Consider the following 18490-nt stretch of genomic DNA (forward strand, 5'->3'; position numbering starts at 1 on the left):
CTTCCTATTATAGCATAGAACATTGACCACTGTCATACTTTCTCCTATAATATCAGTAACATACGGAGGAAGTGTAATCTCATGGATTCTTTGCATATCCCGACTACAGCGCTGACGCTGATCCTGATTGTCTTTATCTCTTTTTCAGCCTTTTTTTCTGCCTCGGAAACAGCTCTCACCGGTTCCAATAAGCTGCGGCTGAAGAACCAGGCCAAAGGAGGCAGCAAAAAAGCCCGGAAGGCCCTTCGGCTGCTGAACCATTTTGACGATGCCCTGTCCACCATCCTGATTGGGAACAATGTGGTGAACATCGCCACCGCATCCCTGGCTGCCGCTGTCTCCACAGCGGCTTTTGGTCCATCTGGACTGGCGCTGGCTACCGTTTTCACCACCATCGTGATCCTGATTTTTGGAGAAGTGATCCCGAAAAGTGTGGCCAGCGATGCACCGGAAAAATATGCCATGGACTGCTCTGGTCTGCTCAGTGTACTGGTTTTCCTGTTCACCCCGCTGAATTTCCTGTTCCGGCTGCTGAAAAGTGCTTTCAACCGCTGCCTGCGCAAGAAAGTCTCCCACAAGTATGCCACAGAAGATGAACTGCTGCTGATGGTGGATGAAGTGGAAAGTGGAGGCGGCATCAACAAACAGGACAGTCAGCTGATCAAAAGCGCCATTGAGTTCAGTGATATCCGGGTTCGGGAAATCATGACCCCCCGGGTGGACATGGTGGCCATGGATATTTCCGAAGGAAAGGAAGAAGCCTTGAAGCTGTTCAGCGGCCATGGCTTTTCCCGGCTGCCAGTGTTCAAAGATGACTACAGTGAAATCATTGGAGTCCTCCACGCCAAGGATTTCTTTGCGGCCTATCTCCAGGATCCTCATTTCGACCTGAAAAAACAGATTAAAAAAGCAGCCCTGGTCCATCAGTCCACCAAAATCTCCCGGGTGCTGAAGACCCTGCAAGAAGCCAAGGTAGAAATGGCCATGGTGATGGACAGTTATGGTACGGTCCGGGGCCTGGTGACCACCGAAGACATTGTGGAAGAGCTGGTGGGAGAGATTTGGGATGAGCACGACAAGGCAGTTTCTTCATTCCGGAAACTGGGCAAGAACCGGTATCTGGTTTCCTGCTCCTCCAATTCCCAGAACGCCAATCTGTTCGATCTGTTCAAATACCTGGATCTGGATATCGACGATTACGGATTGGAAAACAATTCCATCAGCGGCTGGGTGGTGGATACCCTGGAAACCATCCCCAAGAAAGGGGATACCTTTGACTGCCGGAACCTCCATGTGACCGTGACCCAGGCTAATGAACACCGGGTCCAAGAAATCATCGTGGAGGTGCGGCCGGAGAGAAAAAAGGATAGCGAAGAGTAAAACGTGAAGAGCGAAAGGATGTGTTGGCATGGAAAACCGATTTTTGATCGTAGTCGATATGCAGAATGATTTTGTAGGCGGCAGCCTAGGGTCGGAGGCGGCCCAGGCCATTACTCCGGCCGTCCTGAAAAAAGTGGCTGCCTTCCCCGGGAAGGTGATTTTCACCCAGGACACCCATGGCACAGATTATTTGGAGACCCAGGAAGGCCGCCGGTTGCCGGTGAAACACTGCATCAAAGGGACGCCGGGCTGGCGGCTGATCCCAGGGCTGGAAAAGCTCCAACAGGAACACCACTGGCCCGTGATCCAAAAGCCTTCTTTCGGTTCGGTGAAGCTGGCAGAAACTCTCCAGGAACTGGACCGGAAACAGTCCATCAGCAGCATCGAACTGATCGGCCTGTGCACGGACATCTGTGTGGTGAGCAATGCACTGCTGCTGAAGGCGGCTCTGCCAGAAGTGGAAATCCGGGTGGACAGCCGCTGCTGTGCCGGGGTCACACCGGAAAGCCATCAGGCAGCCCTGGAAACCATGAAAAGCTGCCAAATTGTAGTAGAATAAAAAAGATGGATCCGCTGCGCACGCAGCGGATCCATCTTCTTTATTCTTTTTCTTCCGGCTGGGGCGCCAGCATGATCTTGATGATCTCCTTATCCGTTTCCCGCATGCCTTCCCGACCCAGCTGGCTAACGTTGCGGATGGTGGCTTCCACTCCGTTGTTCACAATGCCGTCTCCGCTCTTGAACTCGTTGCCGCTCTTGTACATGGAGTAGCCCAGGAGCCCGGCTTCCACGCTGGAAGCGATCTTGGCGGCACAGGAGGCCTTAGCCCCGTCACAGATGATCCCGGACACAATGGCCAGAGAATTGACCAAGGTATGGGAAATGGCATCATAGCCTTCCCCATGGAGATAGGCAATGCCGCAGCCAGCGGCGCACCCGGCGCTGACGGCCCCGCAGTAGGCGGACAGCCGACCGATTCCGGTCTTTTCATGGATGGCGATCAGGTTGGACAGAGTGAGAGCCCGGTACAGTTTTTCCTTGGAAACATTCAGTTCCTTGGCGTATTCGATGACAGGCACGGACACGGTGATCCCCTGGTTGCCACTGCCGGAATTGATCACCACCGGCAGTTCGCAGCCGTTCATCCGGGCATCGGACCCGGCCGCCGCCTTGGCCACCGCCCGGTTCTTGATGTCGCTGCCATAGGTCTTCAGCAGCACAGAACCGATGTTGGCCCCATAGTTCCCCAGCAGCCCTTCTTCGGAAATGGCAGTGTTGCACTGGATCTGGGGATCCAGCATGGGCTTCACGTCTTCGATATCACAGGTATTTGCGAAATCCAGGATGTCTCTGATGTTCAGCAGGTTCTTGTCCGCCAGGCCCACCTCTTTGCTTTCGTCTTGACAGCCGGCGCCTCCGTCCTTCTTGGCTTCGTACAGGGTCTTTTCATCCTTCTGGATCAGGACGATGTTGGTGTGGTACTGGGCGATCCGCACCAGGGAAGAATGGTCTTTCTTGTGGAGTTTGACGATGATATCGAAGATCAGTCCATTGTCCACCGCATCCACCTGGATGGGCACGTTCTTCAGGAAGTCCTTCATTTCTTTCTTCTGTTCCGGAGTCACTTCCGCAATGACTTCCAGCTGCTTTTCAGATTTGCCGCCCACGATCCCAGCGGCGGCTGCTGCCTGGATGCCTTTCAGTCCGTCAGTGTTGGGCACCACCACACTCTTTACATTCTTGATGATGTTGCCGCTGACGCCGATTTCCACCTTGTCCGGCAGGGCCCCCAGGATTTCCCGGGCTTTGGCCGCCGCATAAGCAATGGCAATGGGTTCGGTGCAGCCCATGGCCGGCACCAGTTCTTCCTTTAGGATCTGTACATAAGTCCCATATCTTTTATCCGTCTTTTCCATTTGATTCTCCCCTTATTTCTATTTCTTCCGATTGAAAGTCAGCCGCATCTGATGCCACACCACATCTCCGTGGGTGGAATCAGAGATGCCTTCATCCACAAAACCGAATTTGGCGTAATAGTGGACCAGCCTGTCCTTGCAGGTGAGCACCACCCCCTGCCGGCCCTCCGCCTGGGCCGCATCGATGAATTTTTCCAGTACTTCACCGGCCAGGCCCTGTTTCCGACGGTGGGGATCCGTGTCCACCCCGAAGATCATCTGCCAGGCCCCGTCTTCCTGATGCATGTCCGCTTTTTCATACATCTCGTCGGTCAGGTCCGGGTGATCCGTCACCAGGCCGTTTACAAAGGAGACCAGCTGATCTCCGTCCCACAGGAGGAAAAAGTGATTGGGATAGGTCTTCACCCGATCCTGGATGGATTTCCGGGTAGCCGCTTCTGCCTGAGGGAAGCAGGCGGCTTCCAGGTTGGCGATGGCGTCCACATCCTGGGGCTTAGCACAGCGAATTTCCATATCAGTCTTCCTCCTCTTTCCCGCTTTTGTTTTTGTCCTGGAGAATGTCCACAATGGTCTTTTCCGTCCCCGTCATACCGGGAGAGGCGATCCGTCCCATATTCTTCATGGTTTCTTCCGGGGTGGCCCCGTTGATCCCGTGGGCATCGAAGATATAAGCATGGTCCATGGCCAGGGCCGCAGAGGCAAAAGCCATTTCCACCGCCGTCATGCCTTTCATGACGCAGCCCTGGTTGCCTCCGTCGCAGATCATGCCGGTAATGGAGCTGGCCATGTTGTTGAGAGCCCGGGTCATGCCCTCCGCGTCCCCGCCCTTCAGGAACACCAGGGCGCAGGCGGCACCAGTACCGGCGGCAATGGCGCAGCCGCAGAAGGCGGACAGCTTGCCGGAATATTCCTTGATGTACATGCAGATCAGATAACTCAAAGCAGTGGCCCGGAGCAGCTGTTCTTCCGTGCAGTGTTCTACTTTATAGAACGCATAGAGGGGCAGGGTGGCGATGATCCCGTGGGCCCCAGAACCGGTGATGCTCATGGCCGGCTTGTCCAGGCCGATGACCCGGGCTTCGATGGCTCCGTTGCAGATGAGCGCCGCTGTCTTCACCACATCTTCAGAGAAGACCTTCCCTCCGTTCATGGCAAGGAGTACCCGGGCAAAGGTGGTCCGGGGACTGTCCAGTCCTTCCTGGAACAAGGCCATATTCATGGTGAAGGCTTCCCGGATGAAGGAAATCTCTTCCAGAGGCACGGTCCGGGCGTACTCTGCCAGCTGGGCCAGGGTGTACCGGTGGATTACCGGCACCTGTTCCCTCCCCTCCTCTTTCTGGAGTCCAGCCGTCTTGTCCAGCACCGCCCGGCCGTCTTCTGTCACCTTCACAATGTTGGTGTGGGCGTCCCGGATCAGGCAGGAGGCACTGTGGCTCCCGGCAGCTACCCGGGCTTCGATGGAGATCCGGCTGGTGATTTCACTCATGTGGACAGTGATTTTCCCGGCCTTTACCATAGCTTCCGCGGCCTTCACATCTTCTTCCGTGATCCCATCCAGACATAAAAGTCCCTTTTTCGGGTCCGCCGCCAAGGCTCCCAGGGCCGCCGCATAGGCGTTCCCCACATGGCTGGTGCCGGGGATGCCGCAGGTAAAGGCGTTTTTGTAGATGCCGCTGTTCAGGATCAGCTCCACCTTCTCCGGTTTTTCCGGCAGATGGCGACAGGCGGTGGAAACCGCCAGGGCAATGGCTCCAGGTTCCGTCACCCCCAGGGCCGGTTTCATATCCTCACGGATCAGTTGGGTCAAAGCATGCATGGTTGTGATCTCCTTCGTTTTATTGGTAAGGACCCGCCCAAAAGGCGGGTCCTCTCCTTAGGCCGCTGACCGTTGGCAGCTGACCGTTGACAGTCTTTATTTCAGTACTTCCTTCAGATCCAAGGTCTTGCTGCCGTCTTCTTTTACGAAGCAGGGGATCCCCAGACGTTCGGTGCCCCGGATTTCAGCGTACAGCGGATCGCTGTCCCGGAGGGCCAGGTACTGTTTCAGGTCAGCATGGCTGGCCAGGATATCCACAAAGTCGATTTCCGCGCCGGCAGCGGCCAGCTGGTTCAGGGCATAGAGGGTGTCTGGGCAGCAGTGGCTGCCGATTACTTTGATCTGCATAAGTCATCTCTCCTTTTGTTGTACACTGTTTCACAGGTATTATACCAGATTTTATTTGTTCCCGCAGTCGCATCCACTGATCTGGGCGGCAATGGCTGCTTTTTCCGGATCGGTCTTCCGGTCGGACTTCTTATCCATCCAGCCCTTGCCTTCCACCATCCGGCTGATCATCATGGAAGCCACGGTATCCCCGGAAGAGTTCAGGCAGGTAGCCATGGGGTCAACCAGGTAACCGATGGTCACGATGATGGGGAATGCTTCCTGGGGGAAGCCGAACAGGCTGACGATGAGCATTTCGCCTACCATGCCGCCTCCGGGAGCCCCGGACAGGACGAAGGCACTGAGGATGGATACAGCGATGGCTTTGGCGTACACATCGATGCCAGTGAAGGGCATGCCGAAGATTTCAAACAGGAAGGCAATCTTCACAATGGAGCTGAGCACAGAACCATCCATGTGCATGGTGGCACCCAGGGGCAGGACGATGTCGTAGATGTCTTCAGGGACCCCGATTTCATCGCAGGCTTCCATATTGGCCGGGATGGCGGCACAGGAGCTCTGGGTGCCGAAGGCAGTGACCGCCGGTTTCAGGATGTGGCCCCAGAAGGCCCGGACGCCCCGGCTGCCTCCCGCATAATAGGCGTAGGCAGTGAAGAAGATGATGGCGTAGACAACGCACATGGGATAATAGATAGCCATGGTCCGGCCATAATCGCCGATCAGCTGGGGACCGTATTCCCCCACCAGGTTGGCGAAGTAGGCACCCAGGCCGATGGGGGCCAGCTTCATGATCATGTTCACCAGCTTCATGATGATGTCATTCAGGTTGGCCATGAATTTCCCTACAGGAGATTCAGCCCCACCGCACATGCTCATGGCAATCCCCATGGCGATAGCCGCCACGATGTTGGGCAGCATGTTCTTCCGGCTGAACAGGCCTACAAAGTCATCCACGGTCAGTGTCTGGACGAACATCTGCCCGGCAGACAGGGCTTTGCCCACTTTCCCGGCAGAGAGCTGCACGGTGGTGTTGGCAGCCGGCGGCCAGATATTGACCACCACCAGTACCAGGGCGGCGGCAAACATACCGGTGACGATGAAGGTGAATACCAGGCTGCTCAGGATCTTGCCAAGACGTTTCAGGTTCAGCATGCTCCCCACGGCAGTAGCAATGGATACAAAGACCATGGGCACCACAATGGTGAACATCAGGTTGATGAAAATATCCCCCAGGGGTTTCAGGACCGTTGCCTGTTTCCCGAAGACAATCCCGATGATGGCTCCCAGGACGATACCGCCCAGGAGGATCAGCGGAAACCGGTAGCTTTCCCACAACTCCTTCTTGGTCATGACAGGTTCCCCCTTACTTTTTCAGACCGTCTACGGCTTCTTTCAGCTGCTGCATGGCTTTTTCCAAGGTAGCTCTCGGGCAGGCCACGTTCAGTCTCATGTAGCCGTGGAGGGAGCGGCCGAAGGAATGGCCGGGGTTTAGGCCCAGATGAGCCTTGTGGACGAAGAAATCCACCAATTCTTCATTGCCCAGTCCCAATTCCCGGCAGTCCAGCCACATGAGATAGGTAGCATCCGGGCAATTGGGTTTGATCTGAGGAATGTGCTTCTTACAGAAGTCGATCACATAATCGAAGTTGTCAGATACATAGGCCAGCATCTGGTCCAGCCATTCCTGGCCATACCGATAGGCGGCTTCCATGGCCACGGAGCTGAAGGCATTGTTCCGGTGGATATCCATGCTGAACCAGTAATGATCGAAAGTGTCCTTCAGTTCCTTGTTGGGGAAGATCACCGTAGCGGCTTGGAGACCAGCCAGGTTGAAGGTCTTGGTGGCGGATACGCAGGTGATCACCTTGTCCTTGTAGCTGGGATCCACCGTAATGGCTGCCGTATGATGTTTGCCGTGGAAAATCAGATCGGAGTGGATTTCGTCGGAAATCACCAGCACATCATTGGCCAGACAGATATCGATCATCTTTTTCAATTCTTCCGGTTTCCACACCTTCCCCAGAGGGTTATGAGGGTTGCACAGCAGGAAGATCTTGGATTCTTTGGCTTTCTTTTCGAAATCCGCGAAATCTACTTCCCATTCCTCGCCCTTCCGGACCATTTCGCTTTCCGCTACGGAACGGCCGGTGTTTTCGGTGATGTCGTAGAATTCCGCGTAGACAGGGGTCAGGAACAACACCTTGTCCCCGGGTTTGGAACACAGTTTGATGAGGGAAGCCATGGCGGAAACCACACCGATGGTCCAGCTCATGAGAGCCGTATCCGGTTTGTAGTGGTTATGTTTTTCTTCCCATTCCTGGACGGCTTCAAAATAGCTGGCCGGCCGGGAAGTGTAGCCCCAAATCCCTTCCTGGGCTTTTTTCACACAAGCATCGATGATGGGCTGGGCAGTCCGGAAATCCATATCCGCAACCCACAGAGGGATTACATCGTCAGTGCCGAAGACTTTTTTCCGTTCATCGTATTTGGAAGAACGGTTGTTGGAACGGTCGATCACTTCATCAAAATTGTATTTCATTTTTTTCTCCCCTTGTCTGTCAGATGGCGGAGAGGCGCTGCCTCCCCATCCCATTTATTTTACGGCAACAACTTCGATTTCCACTTTGGCGTCTTTGGGCAGGGCTCCCACCTGGAAAGCAGCCCGGGCCGGGAAGGGTTTGGAGAAGTATTCCCCGTACACTTCATTCATGGCACCGAAATCAGCGATGTCCTTCAGCAGCACGATGCTTTTCACCACGTCTGCCATGGTATATCCAGCTTCTTCCAGGATCACCTTGATATTTTCCAGAGATTGGCGGGTCTGGGCGGCAATGTCATCGGCCGGGAAAGCGCCAGTCTTGGCATCGATGGGCAGCTGGCCGGATACATAGATGGTATTGCCTGCCTGGATGGCCTGGGAATAAGGTCCAATGGCTGCAGGAGCCTTCTTGGAAGCAACTTCTTTGTTCATGGTTCAATGATCTCCTTTTCTGTCTATTCAGGAGGTTTTGCCTCCTTTCGATGGCCTTATTGTACGACCATTTGCATTTTTTTGAAAATGCTGTCATTCTCATTTAACGAGACATTTTTTCGTTTTTTATCTCTTGAGAAAAGAAAAACCATTGTTTTTTCCTGTTAAATCTTTTACAATTAATTTATCGAAAGTTTTTTGGCGGATTATTCTATTTATAGGAATCGGGATTATGGATATTGCCAGACAAATCGGGAACAACATCAAACATTACCGGACACGGAAGAATCTGAGTATCCAGGAACTGGCAGACGCTGTGTGCAAGAGCCGGGCTACCATGTACAAATATGAAAACGGCCAGATCATCATGGACATCAATGTGCTGTATGACCTGGCAGAAGTATTGGAAGTACCGGTGGACCATCTGCTGTACCAGCCGCCTATGACCCGTGACGATCCAGGCCTCCAGGCTGTACCGGCCTTCTTTGTGGATCTGAACCGGCTGTATGCCTACTATTATGACGGACGGCGGAAAAAAATCTGTGAAAGCATCATCGACCTGGTGGGAGCAACCGCAGAGGAAGAGCGGGTAGTGCTGCCAGGATTGGAAGAACAGAAAAAGGGCAGCGCTCCCGGAGAAAAGCATTTTGACATCCGGATGTATATGGATATCTTGGACGAGGAGAACATCCAAATCTGTGAACATACCTATACCGGCCGGATCACCCATTATGGTGCCCTGACCAATATGGTGTTCCAGAACTACAACGTCCGGCTGGAACAGTACATGATTTCCGTCCCTTCTCCCTATATCGACGGCGAAAAGAAATGGGCCCTGGCCTTCGGGATCTCCTCCCATCCCCTGATGCCCACTTCCGCCAAACTTCTCTTGAGCAAAAGCCGGCTGGCAAAGACCAGGGATCTGGCCCAGGAATTGGCCATCTCCAAAGAAGACATCCGACTGCTGAAGCTGTACAACATGTTTGTGGTGCTGTAATGGAAAAAGAGGGTGCTGCACAAAATATGCAACACCCTCTTTGATTATGGAATTGGTGCGGCTGACAGGACTTGAACCTGCACGTCGAAGACACCAGATCCTAAGTCTGGCGCGTCTGCCAATTCCGCCACAGCCGCTTTTCAGATACAAAAAAATGGTGATCCACCCGGGATTCGAACCCGGGACACCCTGATTAAAAGTCAGGTGCTCTACCAACTGAGCTAGTGAATCACTTGGCTGGGGCAGCTGGACTCGAACCAACGCATGCGGGAGTCAAAGTCCCGTGCCTTACCGACTTGGCTATGCCCCAAAAAAGATAAAAAAAATATGGGGTGGATAGTGGGGATCGAACCCACGCGTGCCGGAGCCACAATCCGGTGTGTTAACCGCTTCACCATATCCACCATATTTCTTTATCGCCATCCGACGACTTAGTTATTCTAGCATAGACACGTGAAAAGTGTCAAGGCTTTTTTCTTTTTTTCTAAGAAAAAGATGGATCAATCAATCCCGGCCAGGCTTCGGTGTGCCAGCCCCACCCCCAGTTCATTCAGGTTCAGTACCCCCACACTCATATACACCGCCACGCAAAGATGTTCCCCATAGCGGGCTACGCCGATTTTTCCTCCTACATTGAAGCCTGTAGCCTTGGTCATCATCTGCTCCAGGGCTTCATGGGCTGCACCGGCTACCGTCCCCGCTCCTACATGGGAATCTGTGACGATATTCTGCCGTTCCGCAGCTACCACGGCCCGTTCAACGATTTTCTTGATGGAGGGAAGGAATTCCCCTCCGAAATCCACGGCCGCAGCCCGAAAGCCCTGTTCCTTCAATTTCTCCTTCAGCCGATCCTCATCTTCCCGGGTAGCCGTCAAGGCCATCCACAGCGCTGCACGTCCTACATCGATACTGGCAATGGGTCTGTTCATGGTTCCATCCCTTTCCTACAAAATTCTGCTTCTCCATTATACCAAAGATTCCCTTGTCAGGGAATGATGGGGCTGATAGAATGAGGAGATGCAAATATAGTGGTTAAGTGCACCATCCGTAGGGGGCGCAGGCCCGGCCGCCCGATCAGCTCTCCCCCTCTGCACTCTTCACTCGGTTATCCTGAAAGGAGGACACCATCATGTCCGTCATCATGGCTGAAGAACTACAGTCCGGTCTCATTTTAGGAGACAAAGACAATGAACAGTACCTGTACATGCCCGGCAGTGAAATTGGCAGCGACAATCCCATGTGCATCTTCGAAGAGCATGGGAACAAAACCGATCTGCATCTGGAAGAGGCCGTAGAGCTGGCCAAGCGCCTGACCCTGAAACCCACCTCTCACCCGGTGTACGGAAAAAGGGCTTATTGAAAAAAGGGGGGATGCTGCACATTGCGTGCAGCATCCCCCTCCCCTTACATCCTCTCCCGAATGGCTTCCAGGAATTCCTCGCTGTTGACCTTCTTTTTATCTGGCAGGCTGGATACGGCCACCAAGTCCCCTGTCATGATCCCTTCTTCCAAGGTCTGGAGGGTGGCGTTTTCCAACCGGCCCGCAAAATCCACCAGGTCCGGCAGCTGGTCCAGCTGCCCCCGTTTCCTCATGGCTCCCGTCCAGGCAAACAGGGTGGCCACCGGGTTGGTGGATGTCTTTTCCCCCTTCAAGTACCGGTAGTAGTGGCGCTGGACCGTACCGTGGGCTGCTTCGTATTCATAGCAGCCATCCGGAGACACCAGCACGGAAGTCATCATGGCCAGGCTCCCAAAAGCGGTAGCCATCATATCGCTCATCACGTCCCCATCATAGTTCTTGCAGGCCCAGATCATGCCCCCCTTGGACCGGACCACCCGAGCCACCACGTCGTCGATGAGGGTGTAGAAATATTCGATGCCCGCTGCTTCGAACTTTTCTTTGTATTCGGCATCATAAATATCCTGGAAAATGTCCTTGAACCGGTGGTCATAGATTTTGGACACCGTGTCCTTGGTGGCAAACCACAGGTCTTCCTTCTGTTCCAGAGCAAAATTGAAGCAGGAGCGAGCAAAATTGCTGATGGACTGGTCCGTGTTGTAGACTCCCTGGACGATTCCAGCATCCTGGAAGTCCATAATGGTCCGGCGGATTTCCTTTCCATCCGCCCCGGTGACCACCAGTTCCGCCTTGGCAGGCCCATCCACCCGGAGCTCCGCGTTCTTGTAAATATCCCCATAGGCATGCCGGGCAATGGTAATGGGCTTTTCCCAGGTAGGGATCAGGGGACGGATGCCCTTCACCATAATGGGTTTCCGGAACACCGTCCCGTCCAGGATGGCCCGGATGGTACCGTTGGGACTGGCCCACATTTTCTTCAGTCCGTATTCCTTCACCCGGGCCGCGTTGGCCGTAATGGTGGCACATTTCACCGCCACCCCGTATTTTTTGGTGGCCAGGGCCGAATCGACAGTCACCTGGTCGTCCGTATCGTCCCGATGCTTCATGCCCAGGTCGTAATATTCCGTTTTCAAGTCCACATAAGGAACAATCAGGATATCTTTGATCATCTGCCAAAGGATCCGGGTCATTTCATCCCCATCCATTTCCACCAGAGGGGTCGTCATTTTGATTTTATCCGCCATGCCACTCTCTCCCTTCTCAAACAAAGACAGCAGTATATACTGTATTTATCATACCACAGATACGAAAAAGGGAAAAATACGAAAAAAGCAGAGGCAGCTATCGGATAAACTGATGGCAGTAAGGTGGTGAAGTAATCAGGCGGACAGGTGCACCCAACCGTAAGGGCCAGTCCGACGTCTTTTACATTCTAAACCAGATGCCCGGCATCGGTTCTCCTTCAGCCGTACAAAAAAGGAGCTGCTGTGAGCTGACCCCCAATTGTTAGACCAAAAATCTAACAATTGGGGGTCAGTTTTTTATGGCAAAACACAGCTATGAATTTAAGAAAAAAATAGTACTGGAATATTTGAACAGTGACGAAGGGTGTATTTCTATTTCACGTAAATATGGGATGGCAAGTAGCAGCCAGCTGCTAAAGTGGGTTGCTGCTTACAAGGCATTTGGTGATGATGGACTGAAAAGATCCCGCTCTCAAAAAATATACTCTTTCAAAGAAAAACTTTCTGTGGTAGAGTCTTACTTAACAAATGAAATCTCATATCAGGAACTAGCAATTCAAGTAGGGATCAACAACCCATCAATGATTGCCAGATGGGTCAATGAATTTAGAATTGCGGGACCAGATGCTTTACGGTCATATAAAAAAGGCAGGAAGAGAACTTTGAACAAATCTCAAACAAAAAAAACAGATACCCAGGTTCAGCAGCCGATGGTCGACATCAGTGTGGAACATGTCAAGGAGTTAGAGGATGAAAATCTTAAACTCCGTATAGAGAATGCTTTTTTAAAAGAACTGAGGAGACTGCGTTTAGAGGACGAAGCAAAAATGAGAGAGTTGCGAAAATCATCTCCAGTCTCCGAAGATCATTCAAATTGAAAGACCTTCTCTCCTATACTCAAATGCCCAAAGCGACCTATATGTACTGGCAGAAACGGTTTGACCGCGTGAATCCAGACCAGGAAGTAGAGGACAAAATACAGGAAATCCGCAGCCAGCATAAAGATTATGGATATCGGCGCATGACCGGTGAGCTGAAGAATCAAGGGATTTGCGTGAACAAGAAGAAAGTTCAACGTATCATGCAGAAACTGAGCCTTCAGGTAACATCCTTTACCCGGAAAAGCCGTAAATACAGTTCCTATAAGGGTAAGGTAGGGACCATTGCTCCGAATAGAATACATCGTCGTTTTGAGACGAATATCCCACATCAGAAGATTACGACCGATACTTCAGAATTCAAATATTATGAAGTAGATACACAGGGACATCTGACCCTGCACAAGCTTTATCTGGATCCTTTCCTGGACATGTTCGATGATGAAATCATCAGCTATGGAATAGCCAAACGTCCTTCGGCTGAAAGCATACTGGAAGCTCAAGCTGAAGCAATCGAAATTACTGCTGATTGTCCATATCGAAGAACGTTTCACTCCGATCAGGGCTGGGCATACCAAATGAAGGCCTATACCAGGAAACTAAAAAAAGAACGAATTTTTCAGAGCATGTCTCGAAAGGGTAACTGTCATGATAACGCTGTAATGGAAAACTTTTTCGGCTTAATGAAACAGGAAATGTATTATGGAGTGATCTACTACAGCTACGAAGAACTAAAAGCCGCTATCGAACGATACATCAAATACTATAACGAACAAAGGATCAAGGAAAAACTGGGCTGGAAAAGTCCTGTTCAATACAGGCTTTCTTTGCTGGCAGCATAAAAAAGTAACGAGACAGTAAAAACCATCTCGTTACTAAGGTCTAACTTTTTGGGGTCACATCACTGCGCATGCAGCAACCCCTCTTTTTTCTTATCCCTTGAACGCATCCGTCAGAGGCGGTACAATCTGTTTTTTCCGGGACAGCACCTTGGGCAGATGATAATGGCCGTCGGCCTCGGCTTTTCCGAAGGCCTTGTCCAGGATATCCTTGTTCTTCCCGGCCCACAGCAGCTCGGTCACTTCGTCCATGATGTCGGTGACCATCAGCAGGCTGGTATCGGATTCTCCGCCATCTACCATAGCCTGGAGGGCTTTTTGGAGTTCCGGCCATTTGGCTTTGGCGGCTTCTCCGTTCATCACGTTCACCTGAGCCACGGTGACTTTCCCCTGGGGGAAGTCGAATTCCTTCATATCCCCATGGCAGATTTCTTCCGCGCTCATGGAGTTGATGGCGGAACCGGCCTGGAGCATTTCCAGGGCATAGGCCTGGGGATCAGCGATTTCAGCGATCTTAGCCAGGGCACCGGCGGCTTCCTTGTCCTTTTCCGTGGTGGTGGGGGACTTGAAGTACAGGGTGTCGGAGCTGATGGCGGAGAACAGCAGCCCAGCGATTTCTTTGGGCAGGTCCAGCCCATTTTCCACAGCCACATTGTACAGGATGGTGGCGGTGCACCCTACCGGCTGCATCCGGACAAACAGGGGATTGGCGGTAACGATGCCGCCCAGACGGTGATGATCGATGATTTCCAGCAGATTGGCCTTATCCAGACCGTCCACAGCCTGGCTCATTTCATTGTGGTCCACCAGGATGATCTTCTGGCCTTCTTCCACCTTTTCCACCAGTTCCGGAGCCGCCACCTTCCAGTGGTCCAGCACAAACTGGGTTTCCGGGTTCACCTTCCCGGCCCGGCAGGCAGTGACCTTTTCCCCCAGCTGGGTCTTGATCCAGGTATAGCTCAGAGCAGAGCAGATGGAGTCCGTATCCGGGTTCTTGTGCCCGGTAATGATGATGTTTTCCATACAAGCATCTCCTTATTTTTTACTGTCAATCAATATATTATAGCACAGTTTTGAAAGCCCATGAAAGCCAAACACCCCTGGTATTTGGCTTCGTTCCCCTGCAAAGGAACCCGCAGCCCGGGTTCCTTCCTTCGTCCAGTGACCAGTGACGGGGCGGCTGCCCTGCAGCCGTCCCCTATTTCTCCGGTGCAAACCTCCCCATCAGCCTTCTGGCCTGATGGTATCCGTCCATGGCGGCACTCATGATGCCGCCGGCATACCCAGCACCTTCTCCGGTGGGATACAGGCCCCGGCAGTTTACCGACTGACCGTCTTCCCCCCGCAGGATCCGTACTGGTGCAGAAGTCCGGGTCTCCACCCCGATCATCAGCCCCTGGGTGCTGAATCCGGGGAGCTTCCGTTCAAAATCCCGCAGCCCGTGCTCCAGGGATTCCGCCACAAAGTCTGGCAGGATCTTCCGCAAGTCTGCCGGGACCAATCCCGGTCGATAACTGGGCTGGAATGGAATCTCCAGATCTGGCATCTCTTTTTCCATAAAGCTCCGGCTGGTCTGGGCCGGTGCCCGATAATCCCGGCTGACGCTCCAGGCCAGCCGTTCATACTTCCTCTGGAATTCCATCCCTCCCAGGGGCCCAGAAGGGAAGTCTGCCGGATCCACACTCACCACCAGGGCACTGTTGGCCAGTCCCGTATCCCGTTTGAAAGGACTCATGCCGTTCACCACCAAACCTCCCTGTTCAGAAGCCGATGCCACCACCTGTCCTCCCGGGCACATACAGAAGGAATACACCGCCCGGCTCGTTTCCTTGTCGTGATAAATCAGGGCATAATCCGCCGCTCCCAGCTGGGGATGGTTGGCGAACTTCCCGTACTGGGCCCGGTTGATGAGGGCCTGTTCGTGCTCGATCCGCACCCCCACTGCAAAGGCCTTGGCCTCCAGGTGTACGGACCGTTTCAGCAGGGCTGCATAAGTGTCCCGGGCACTGTGGCCGCAGGCCAGGATCACTCCGTTGGTAGCCACCCACTCCCCGCCGTTCAGTTCCACGGCCGTAAGGCCCCGTTCCGGGTCCACCTGGAAATCCGTCACCTGGGTTTCGTATCGGATCTCGCCTCCGGCCTTTTTAATCCGGCTGATGAGCCCGGTGACCATGAGCCGGAGCTTGTCCGTGCCTACATGGGGTTTCTGTTCCGTAAGGATCTCTTTGGGAGCCCCCGCTTCTACAAAAGTCCGGAGCAGATGGCCCATAATGGGGTCGTTCACCCGAGTGGTCAGCTTGCCGTCGGAAAAAGTCCCAGCACCGCCGGCTCCGAACTGTACATTGCTCACTGGATCCAGTTTCCCGGTTTTCCAGAACTGTTCTACATCCTTTACCCGGTGGGATAGGTCCCGTCCCCGTTCCACCACCAAAGGAGCATACCCGTGCCGGGCCAGTTCCAGGGCTGCCACAAGGCCCGCCGGCCCCAAGCCGATCACCACCGGGCGGCCCTGGAGCTTTTCTGTCCCCAGTACAGCCGCCGGTTCTGGTTTTTCTTCCCACAGGGTCACCTGGGAATCCCGGAGAAGCTTTTGGAGTACCGCAGGGGGTACCTCTACTTCCGCCCGGACATGGCAAACCAGACAGATATTGCTTTTCCGCCGGGCGTCCACGGCCTTCCGGACCAAGACCACCTGCCGGAGGGATTTTTCCGGCAGACGGTATTTCCGACTGATGATCTGTTTCAGCGTGTGGTGGCTGTCCAGCCCTACCCGCAGGTTATTGATTCTGATTTCCACCGGCTTTATTGACATCCTGCTGTTCCGTTCCTTTCTGCAAAGTGATCTCCACGATGACGCTGTGCTGGTCAGCCAGTACCTGATCCGGGATCTGGAGAGGCATCTTCAGTTCCACATCACTGGTGATGTTGTTCAGGACAATGGGAGCCGTGAGGATTTCCCGGATGCCGCCCAGGACCTTGGGTTCAGCGGTCAGCCGGACACTGTCCGGTGTGATTTTCACATTCTTGATGGAAACGCCATCCGGCAGCTTCCCGGACATGTTGGCTTTTACAGGGAAGTCATTGGTCCCCAGCTGACGGACAATGGTCACTGTGGTCTTGATCTTGCCCGGTACCACCTTCACATCGTACATTTCCCGTCCCGTCCGGTCCACAGCTACAGCCGTGGCTTCCGCAGAGAAGTTCCGGTCATGGTGGCTGATGTCAACCATCACCAGCACCTTGTCCACCTGAGAAATCCGACCGCTGGCTCCCTTGATGGTCACCTGAGTAGGAGCCAGATCCATCTGGCTGACGGTGACCCCGCTGTTGGGAACGCCTACGATCCGAGGTTCCAGGGTCATGGTCTTTTCCGCTAGAGAATCTGTTTCCAATTGGAGCAGGCTGGGCGTCACTTCCGCCACTTCTCCCAGCCGGACAGAAGCCTGGACGTTATAGGTATTCCGCCCCTTAGGAGCATCTGTAAAGTCGATGAACGCTTTGATATCCCCTTCCCGAAGTACGGCAATCTGAGACCGGGTTCCGCTGACCTTCACATTGACGGTTTCCGGCAGGTCTTTCACCACCATGTCTTCTGCCAAGTTCTGGGCCGTAAGAGGTACCTGGAAAGTCTTGGTAGTAATGGGATTCTGTTCATTCATCACATAGACCCACAGGATGCAGGCACAGACCACGGACATGATCCGCACCAGCCAGGAATTCCGGTTGGGCGTCTGGTTATCTTTCACCATGGCTGCCGCCTCCTTTCTGGTCATCGGAAGTGGAGTGTTTCTTTCCCAGTTTGGCCAGGATGGTATCCTTCCAGTTCAGCATAGGCGTCTTCATCACCGGCCGCAGCAGATCCTTCACGTCTCGATGGGTCAGATAGCGCTGGAGCGCCCCTCCCCGAGCCAGGGAAATGGTCCCAGTCTCTTCACTGACCACCAGCACCAGGGCATCGGTCTGTTCGGAAAGGCCGATGGCCGCCCGATGCCGGGTTCCCAGTTCCTGGCTCAAGTTCCGGGCTTCTGTCAGGGGCAGGAGACAGCTGGCTGCAGCGATCCGATCCCCCCGGATGATTACAGCTCCGTCATGGAGAGGTGTGTTGGGGATGAAGATATTTTCAAAAAGAGCGGTACTGATCAATCCATCGATAGGGATCCCTGTTTCGATGTAATCATCCAGACCGGTCTCCCGTTCAAAGACCATCAGCGCGCCGATCTTGTTCCGGCTCAGGTCGTCTGCCGTGGTAGCCACTGCTTCCAGCATATTTTCCACCTGGATTTCATTGAGCACTGTGCTCCGGCGGAAGAGCTTTCCCCGGCCGATCTGTTCCAAGGCCCGGCGGAGTTCTGGCTGGAACACCACCGGCAGAGCGATCATGACCACCGTCATGAATTTTTCCAGGATCCAGTTGATCACATACAGGTTCAGCCATTTGCTGATCAGCATGATCACCAGCAGCATCAGGAGCCCTTTCACCAGGGATGCCGCTCGGGTATTCTTCAGCATCTGATACAGTTTATTCAGGAAAAATGCCACCACCAGGATATCGATCACATCCAGCATGGTCACGGTATGGATCAAACCAAGGACATGTCCTCCCATACTTCAGCCTCCTTCATTGTATGGTTTTCTTCTATCTAGTTCATTCCAATACAGAAAATCTCATACATATAATATTATAATTATACGCTGAAGTCGAAAAAATGACAATCATCCGTGGTATACTAGGTAAAAAGTC

At 53.4% G+C, this 18490-nt stretch carries 19 protein-coding genes and 4 tRNA genes; 6 read left to right on the forward strand and 17 right to left on the reverse strand.

Going from position 1 to position 18490, the window contains the following annotated elements:
* Positions 1-81 precede the first annotated feature (81 nt).
* A complete protein-coding gene (locus BQ2657_RS12385) occupies positions 82-1380 on the forward strand; it encodes an HlyC/CorC family transporter (protein ID WP_083236271.1) in 1299 nt (432 codons plus the stop codon).
* A 28-nt stretch (positions 1381-1408) separates the two neighbouring features.
* Positions 1409-1939 (forward strand): cysteine hydrolase family protein, encoded by a 531-nt coding sequence (locus tag BQ2657_RS12390; protein WP_075580894.1) that lies wholly within the window; start codon positions 1409-1411, stop codon positions 1937-1939.
* Positions 1940-1979: 40 nt separating this feature from the next.
* On the opposite strand, the gene BQ2657_RS12395 is transcribed toward BQ2657_RS12390, so the two are convergent.
* The 7 genes from BQ2657_RS12395 to BQ2657_RS12425 form a co-directional block, all read right to left on the reverse strand.
* Positions 1980-3296 carry an L-cysteine desulfidase family protein gene (locus BQ2657_RS12395; protein ID WP_075580895.1) on the reverse strand — a complete coding sequence of 439 codons (1317 nt, stop codon included), beginning with the start codon at positions 3294-3296 and terminating at the stop codon, positions 1980-1982.
* Between the two features lie 18 nt (positions 3297-3314).
* A complete protein-coding gene (locus BQ2657_RS12400; RefSeq protein ID WP_075580896.1) occupies positions 3315-3809 on the reverse strand; it encodes a GNAT family N-acetyltransferase in 495 nt (164 codons plus the stop codon).
* A 1-nt stretch (position 3810) separates the two neighbouring features.
* Positions 3811-5112: an L-cysteine desulfidase family protein gene (locus BQ2657_RS12405; protein WP_075580897.1), complete on the reverse strand. Its 1302-nt coding sequence runs from the start codon at positions 5110-5112 to the stop codon at positions 3811-3813.
* Between the two features lie 96 nt (positions 5113-5208).
* Positions 5209-5460, reverse strand: a complete 252-nt coding sequence (locus tag BQ2657_RS12410) for a glutaredoxin (RefSeq protein WP_075580898.1) — start codon at positions 5458-5460, stop codon at positions 5209-5211.
* Between the two features lie 51 nt (positions 5461-5511).
* Entirely contained in the window at positions 5512-6810 is a 1299-nt protein-coding gene (locus BQ2657_RS12415) for a dicarboxylate/amino acid:cation symporter (RefSeq protein ID WP_075580899.1), read from the reverse strand.
* Positions 6811-6823: 13 nt separating this feature from the next.
* Complete coding sequence (locus BQ2657_RS12420; protein WP_075580900.1) at positions 6824-7999, reverse strand: MalY/PatB family protein; 1176 nt, start codon at positions 7997-7999, stop codon at positions 6824-6826.
* Between the two features lie 54 nt (positions 8000-8053).
* Positions 8054-8431, reverse strand: a complete 378-nt coding sequence (locus BQ2657_RS12425) for a RidA family protein (RefSeq protein WP_075580901.1) — start codon at positions 8429-8431, stop codon at positions 8054-8056.
* Between the two features lie 232 nt (positions 8432-8663).
* Between BQ2657_RS12425 and BQ2657_RS12430 the strand changes: the two genes are divergently transcribed.
* Positions 8664-9428, forward strand: a complete 765-nt coding sequence (locus BQ2657_RS12430) for a helix-turn-helix domain-containing protein (protein ID WP_075580902.1) — start codon at positions 8664-8666, stop codon at positions 9426-9428.
* 53 nt (positions 9429-9481) lie between these two features.
* Here BQ2657_RS12430 and BQ2657_RS12435 read toward each other — a convergent pair.
* The 5 genes from BQ2657_RS12435 to BQ2657_RS12455 all read right to left on the reverse strand — a co-directional run bounded on the left by BQ2657_RS12435 (position 9482) and on the right by BQ2657_RS12455 (position 10357).
* Positions 9482-9565 (reverse strand) — tRNA-Leu (locus tag BQ2657_RS12435).
* Between the two features lie 18 nt (positions 9566-9583).
* Positions 9584-9659, reverse strand: a tRNA-Lys gene (locus BQ2657_RS12440).
* 3 nt (positions 9660-9662) lie between these two features.
* A tRNA-Gln gene (locus tag BQ2657_RS12445) sits at positions 9663-9738 on the reverse strand.
* Positions 9739-9756: 18 nt separating this feature from the next.
* Positions 9757-9832 (reverse strand) — tRNA-His (locus BQ2657_RS12450).
* A gap of 96 nt (positions 9833-9928) precedes the next feature.
* Positions 9929-10357, reverse strand: coding sequence for a HutP family protein (locus tag BQ2657_RS12455; protein WP_075580903.1), 429 nt, complete (start codon positions 10355-10357; stop codon positions 9929-9931).
* Positions 10358-10557: 200 nt separating this feature from the next.
* On the opposite strand from BQ2657_RS12455, the gene BQ2657_RS12460 reads away from it, so the two are divergent.
* On the forward strand, positions 10558-10788 hold the full coding sequence (locus BQ2657_RS12460) for a hypothetical protein (protein ID WP_075580904.1): 231 nt from the start codon (positions 10558-10560) through the stop codon (positions 10786-10788).
* A 44-nt stretch (positions 10789-10832) separates the two neighbouring features.
* On the opposite strand, the gene BQ2657_RS12465 is transcribed toward BQ2657_RS12460, so the two are convergent.
* Positions 10833-12032: an NADP-dependent isocitrate dehydrogenase gene (locus tag BQ2657_RS12465; protein WP_075580905.1), complete on the reverse strand. Its 1200-nt coding sequence runs from the start codon at positions 12030-12032 to the stop codon at positions 10833-10835.
* A gap of 299 nt (positions 12033-12331) precedes the next feature.
* Here BQ2657_RS12465 and BQ2657_RS13820 point away from each other — a divergent pair, with 299 nt between their 5' ends.
* Both BQ2657_RS13820 and BQ2657_RS13825 read left to right on the forward strand, forming a co-directional pair.
* Positions 12332-12910 (forward strand): helix-turn-helix domain-containing protein, encoded by a 579-nt coding sequence (locus BQ2657_RS13820; RefSeq protein ID WP_075579938.1) that lies wholly within the window; start codon positions 12332-12334, stop codon positions 12908-12910.
* Positions 12880-13752 (forward strand): IS3 family transposase, encoded by an 873-nt coding sequence (locus tag BQ2657_RS13825; RefSeq protein WP_408607740.1) that lies wholly within the window; start codon positions 12880-12882, stop codon positions 13750-13752. Before BQ2657_RS13820 ends, BQ2657_RS13825 begins: the two co-directional genes overlap by 31 nt.
* A gap of 90 nt (positions 13753-13842) precedes the next feature.
* Here the strand turns inward: BQ2657_RS13825 and BQ2657_RS12480 are convergent, their stop codons facing one another.
* The 4 genes from BQ2657_RS12480 to cdaA form a co-directional block, all read right to left on the reverse strand.
* A complete protein-coding gene (locus tag BQ2657_RS12480; protein WP_075580906.1) occupies positions 13843-14772 on the reverse strand; it encodes a manganese-dependent inorganic pyrophosphatase in 930 nt (309 codons plus the stop codon).
* A gap of 175 nt (positions 14773-14947) precedes the next feature.
* Positions 14948-16546 (reverse strand): NAD(P)/FAD-dependent oxidoreductase, encoded by a 1599-nt coding sequence (locus BQ2657_RS12485; RefSeq protein ID WP_143224890.1) that lies wholly within the window; start codon positions 16544-16546, stop codon positions 14948-14950.
* Positions 16527-17498 carry a CdaR family protein gene (locus tag BQ2657_RS12490; protein WP_075580908.1) on the reverse strand — a complete coding sequence of 324 codons (972 nt, stop codon included), beginning with the start codon at positions 17496-17498 and terminating at the stop codon, positions 16527-16529. The genes BQ2657_RS12485 and BQ2657_RS12490 overlap by 20 nt, the downstream gene beginning before the upstream one ends.
* Positions 17485-18354 carry a diadenylate cyclase CdaA gene (gene cdaA / locus BQ2657_RS12495; RefSeq protein WP_075580909.1) on the reverse strand — a complete coding sequence of 290 codons (870 nt, stop codon included), beginning with the start codon at positions 18352-18354 and terminating at the stop codon, positions 17485-17487. The genes BQ2657_RS12490 and cdaA overlap by 14 nt, the downstream gene beginning before the upstream one ends.
* Positions 18355-18490: the final 136 nt, after the last annotated feature.

The sequence above is a fragment of the Acidaminococcus massiliensis genome, assembly GCF_900095825.1.
Taxonomy (GTDB): Bacteria; Bacillota; Negativicutes; order Acidaminococcales; family Acidaminococcaceae; genus Acidaminococcus; species Acidaminococcus massiliensis.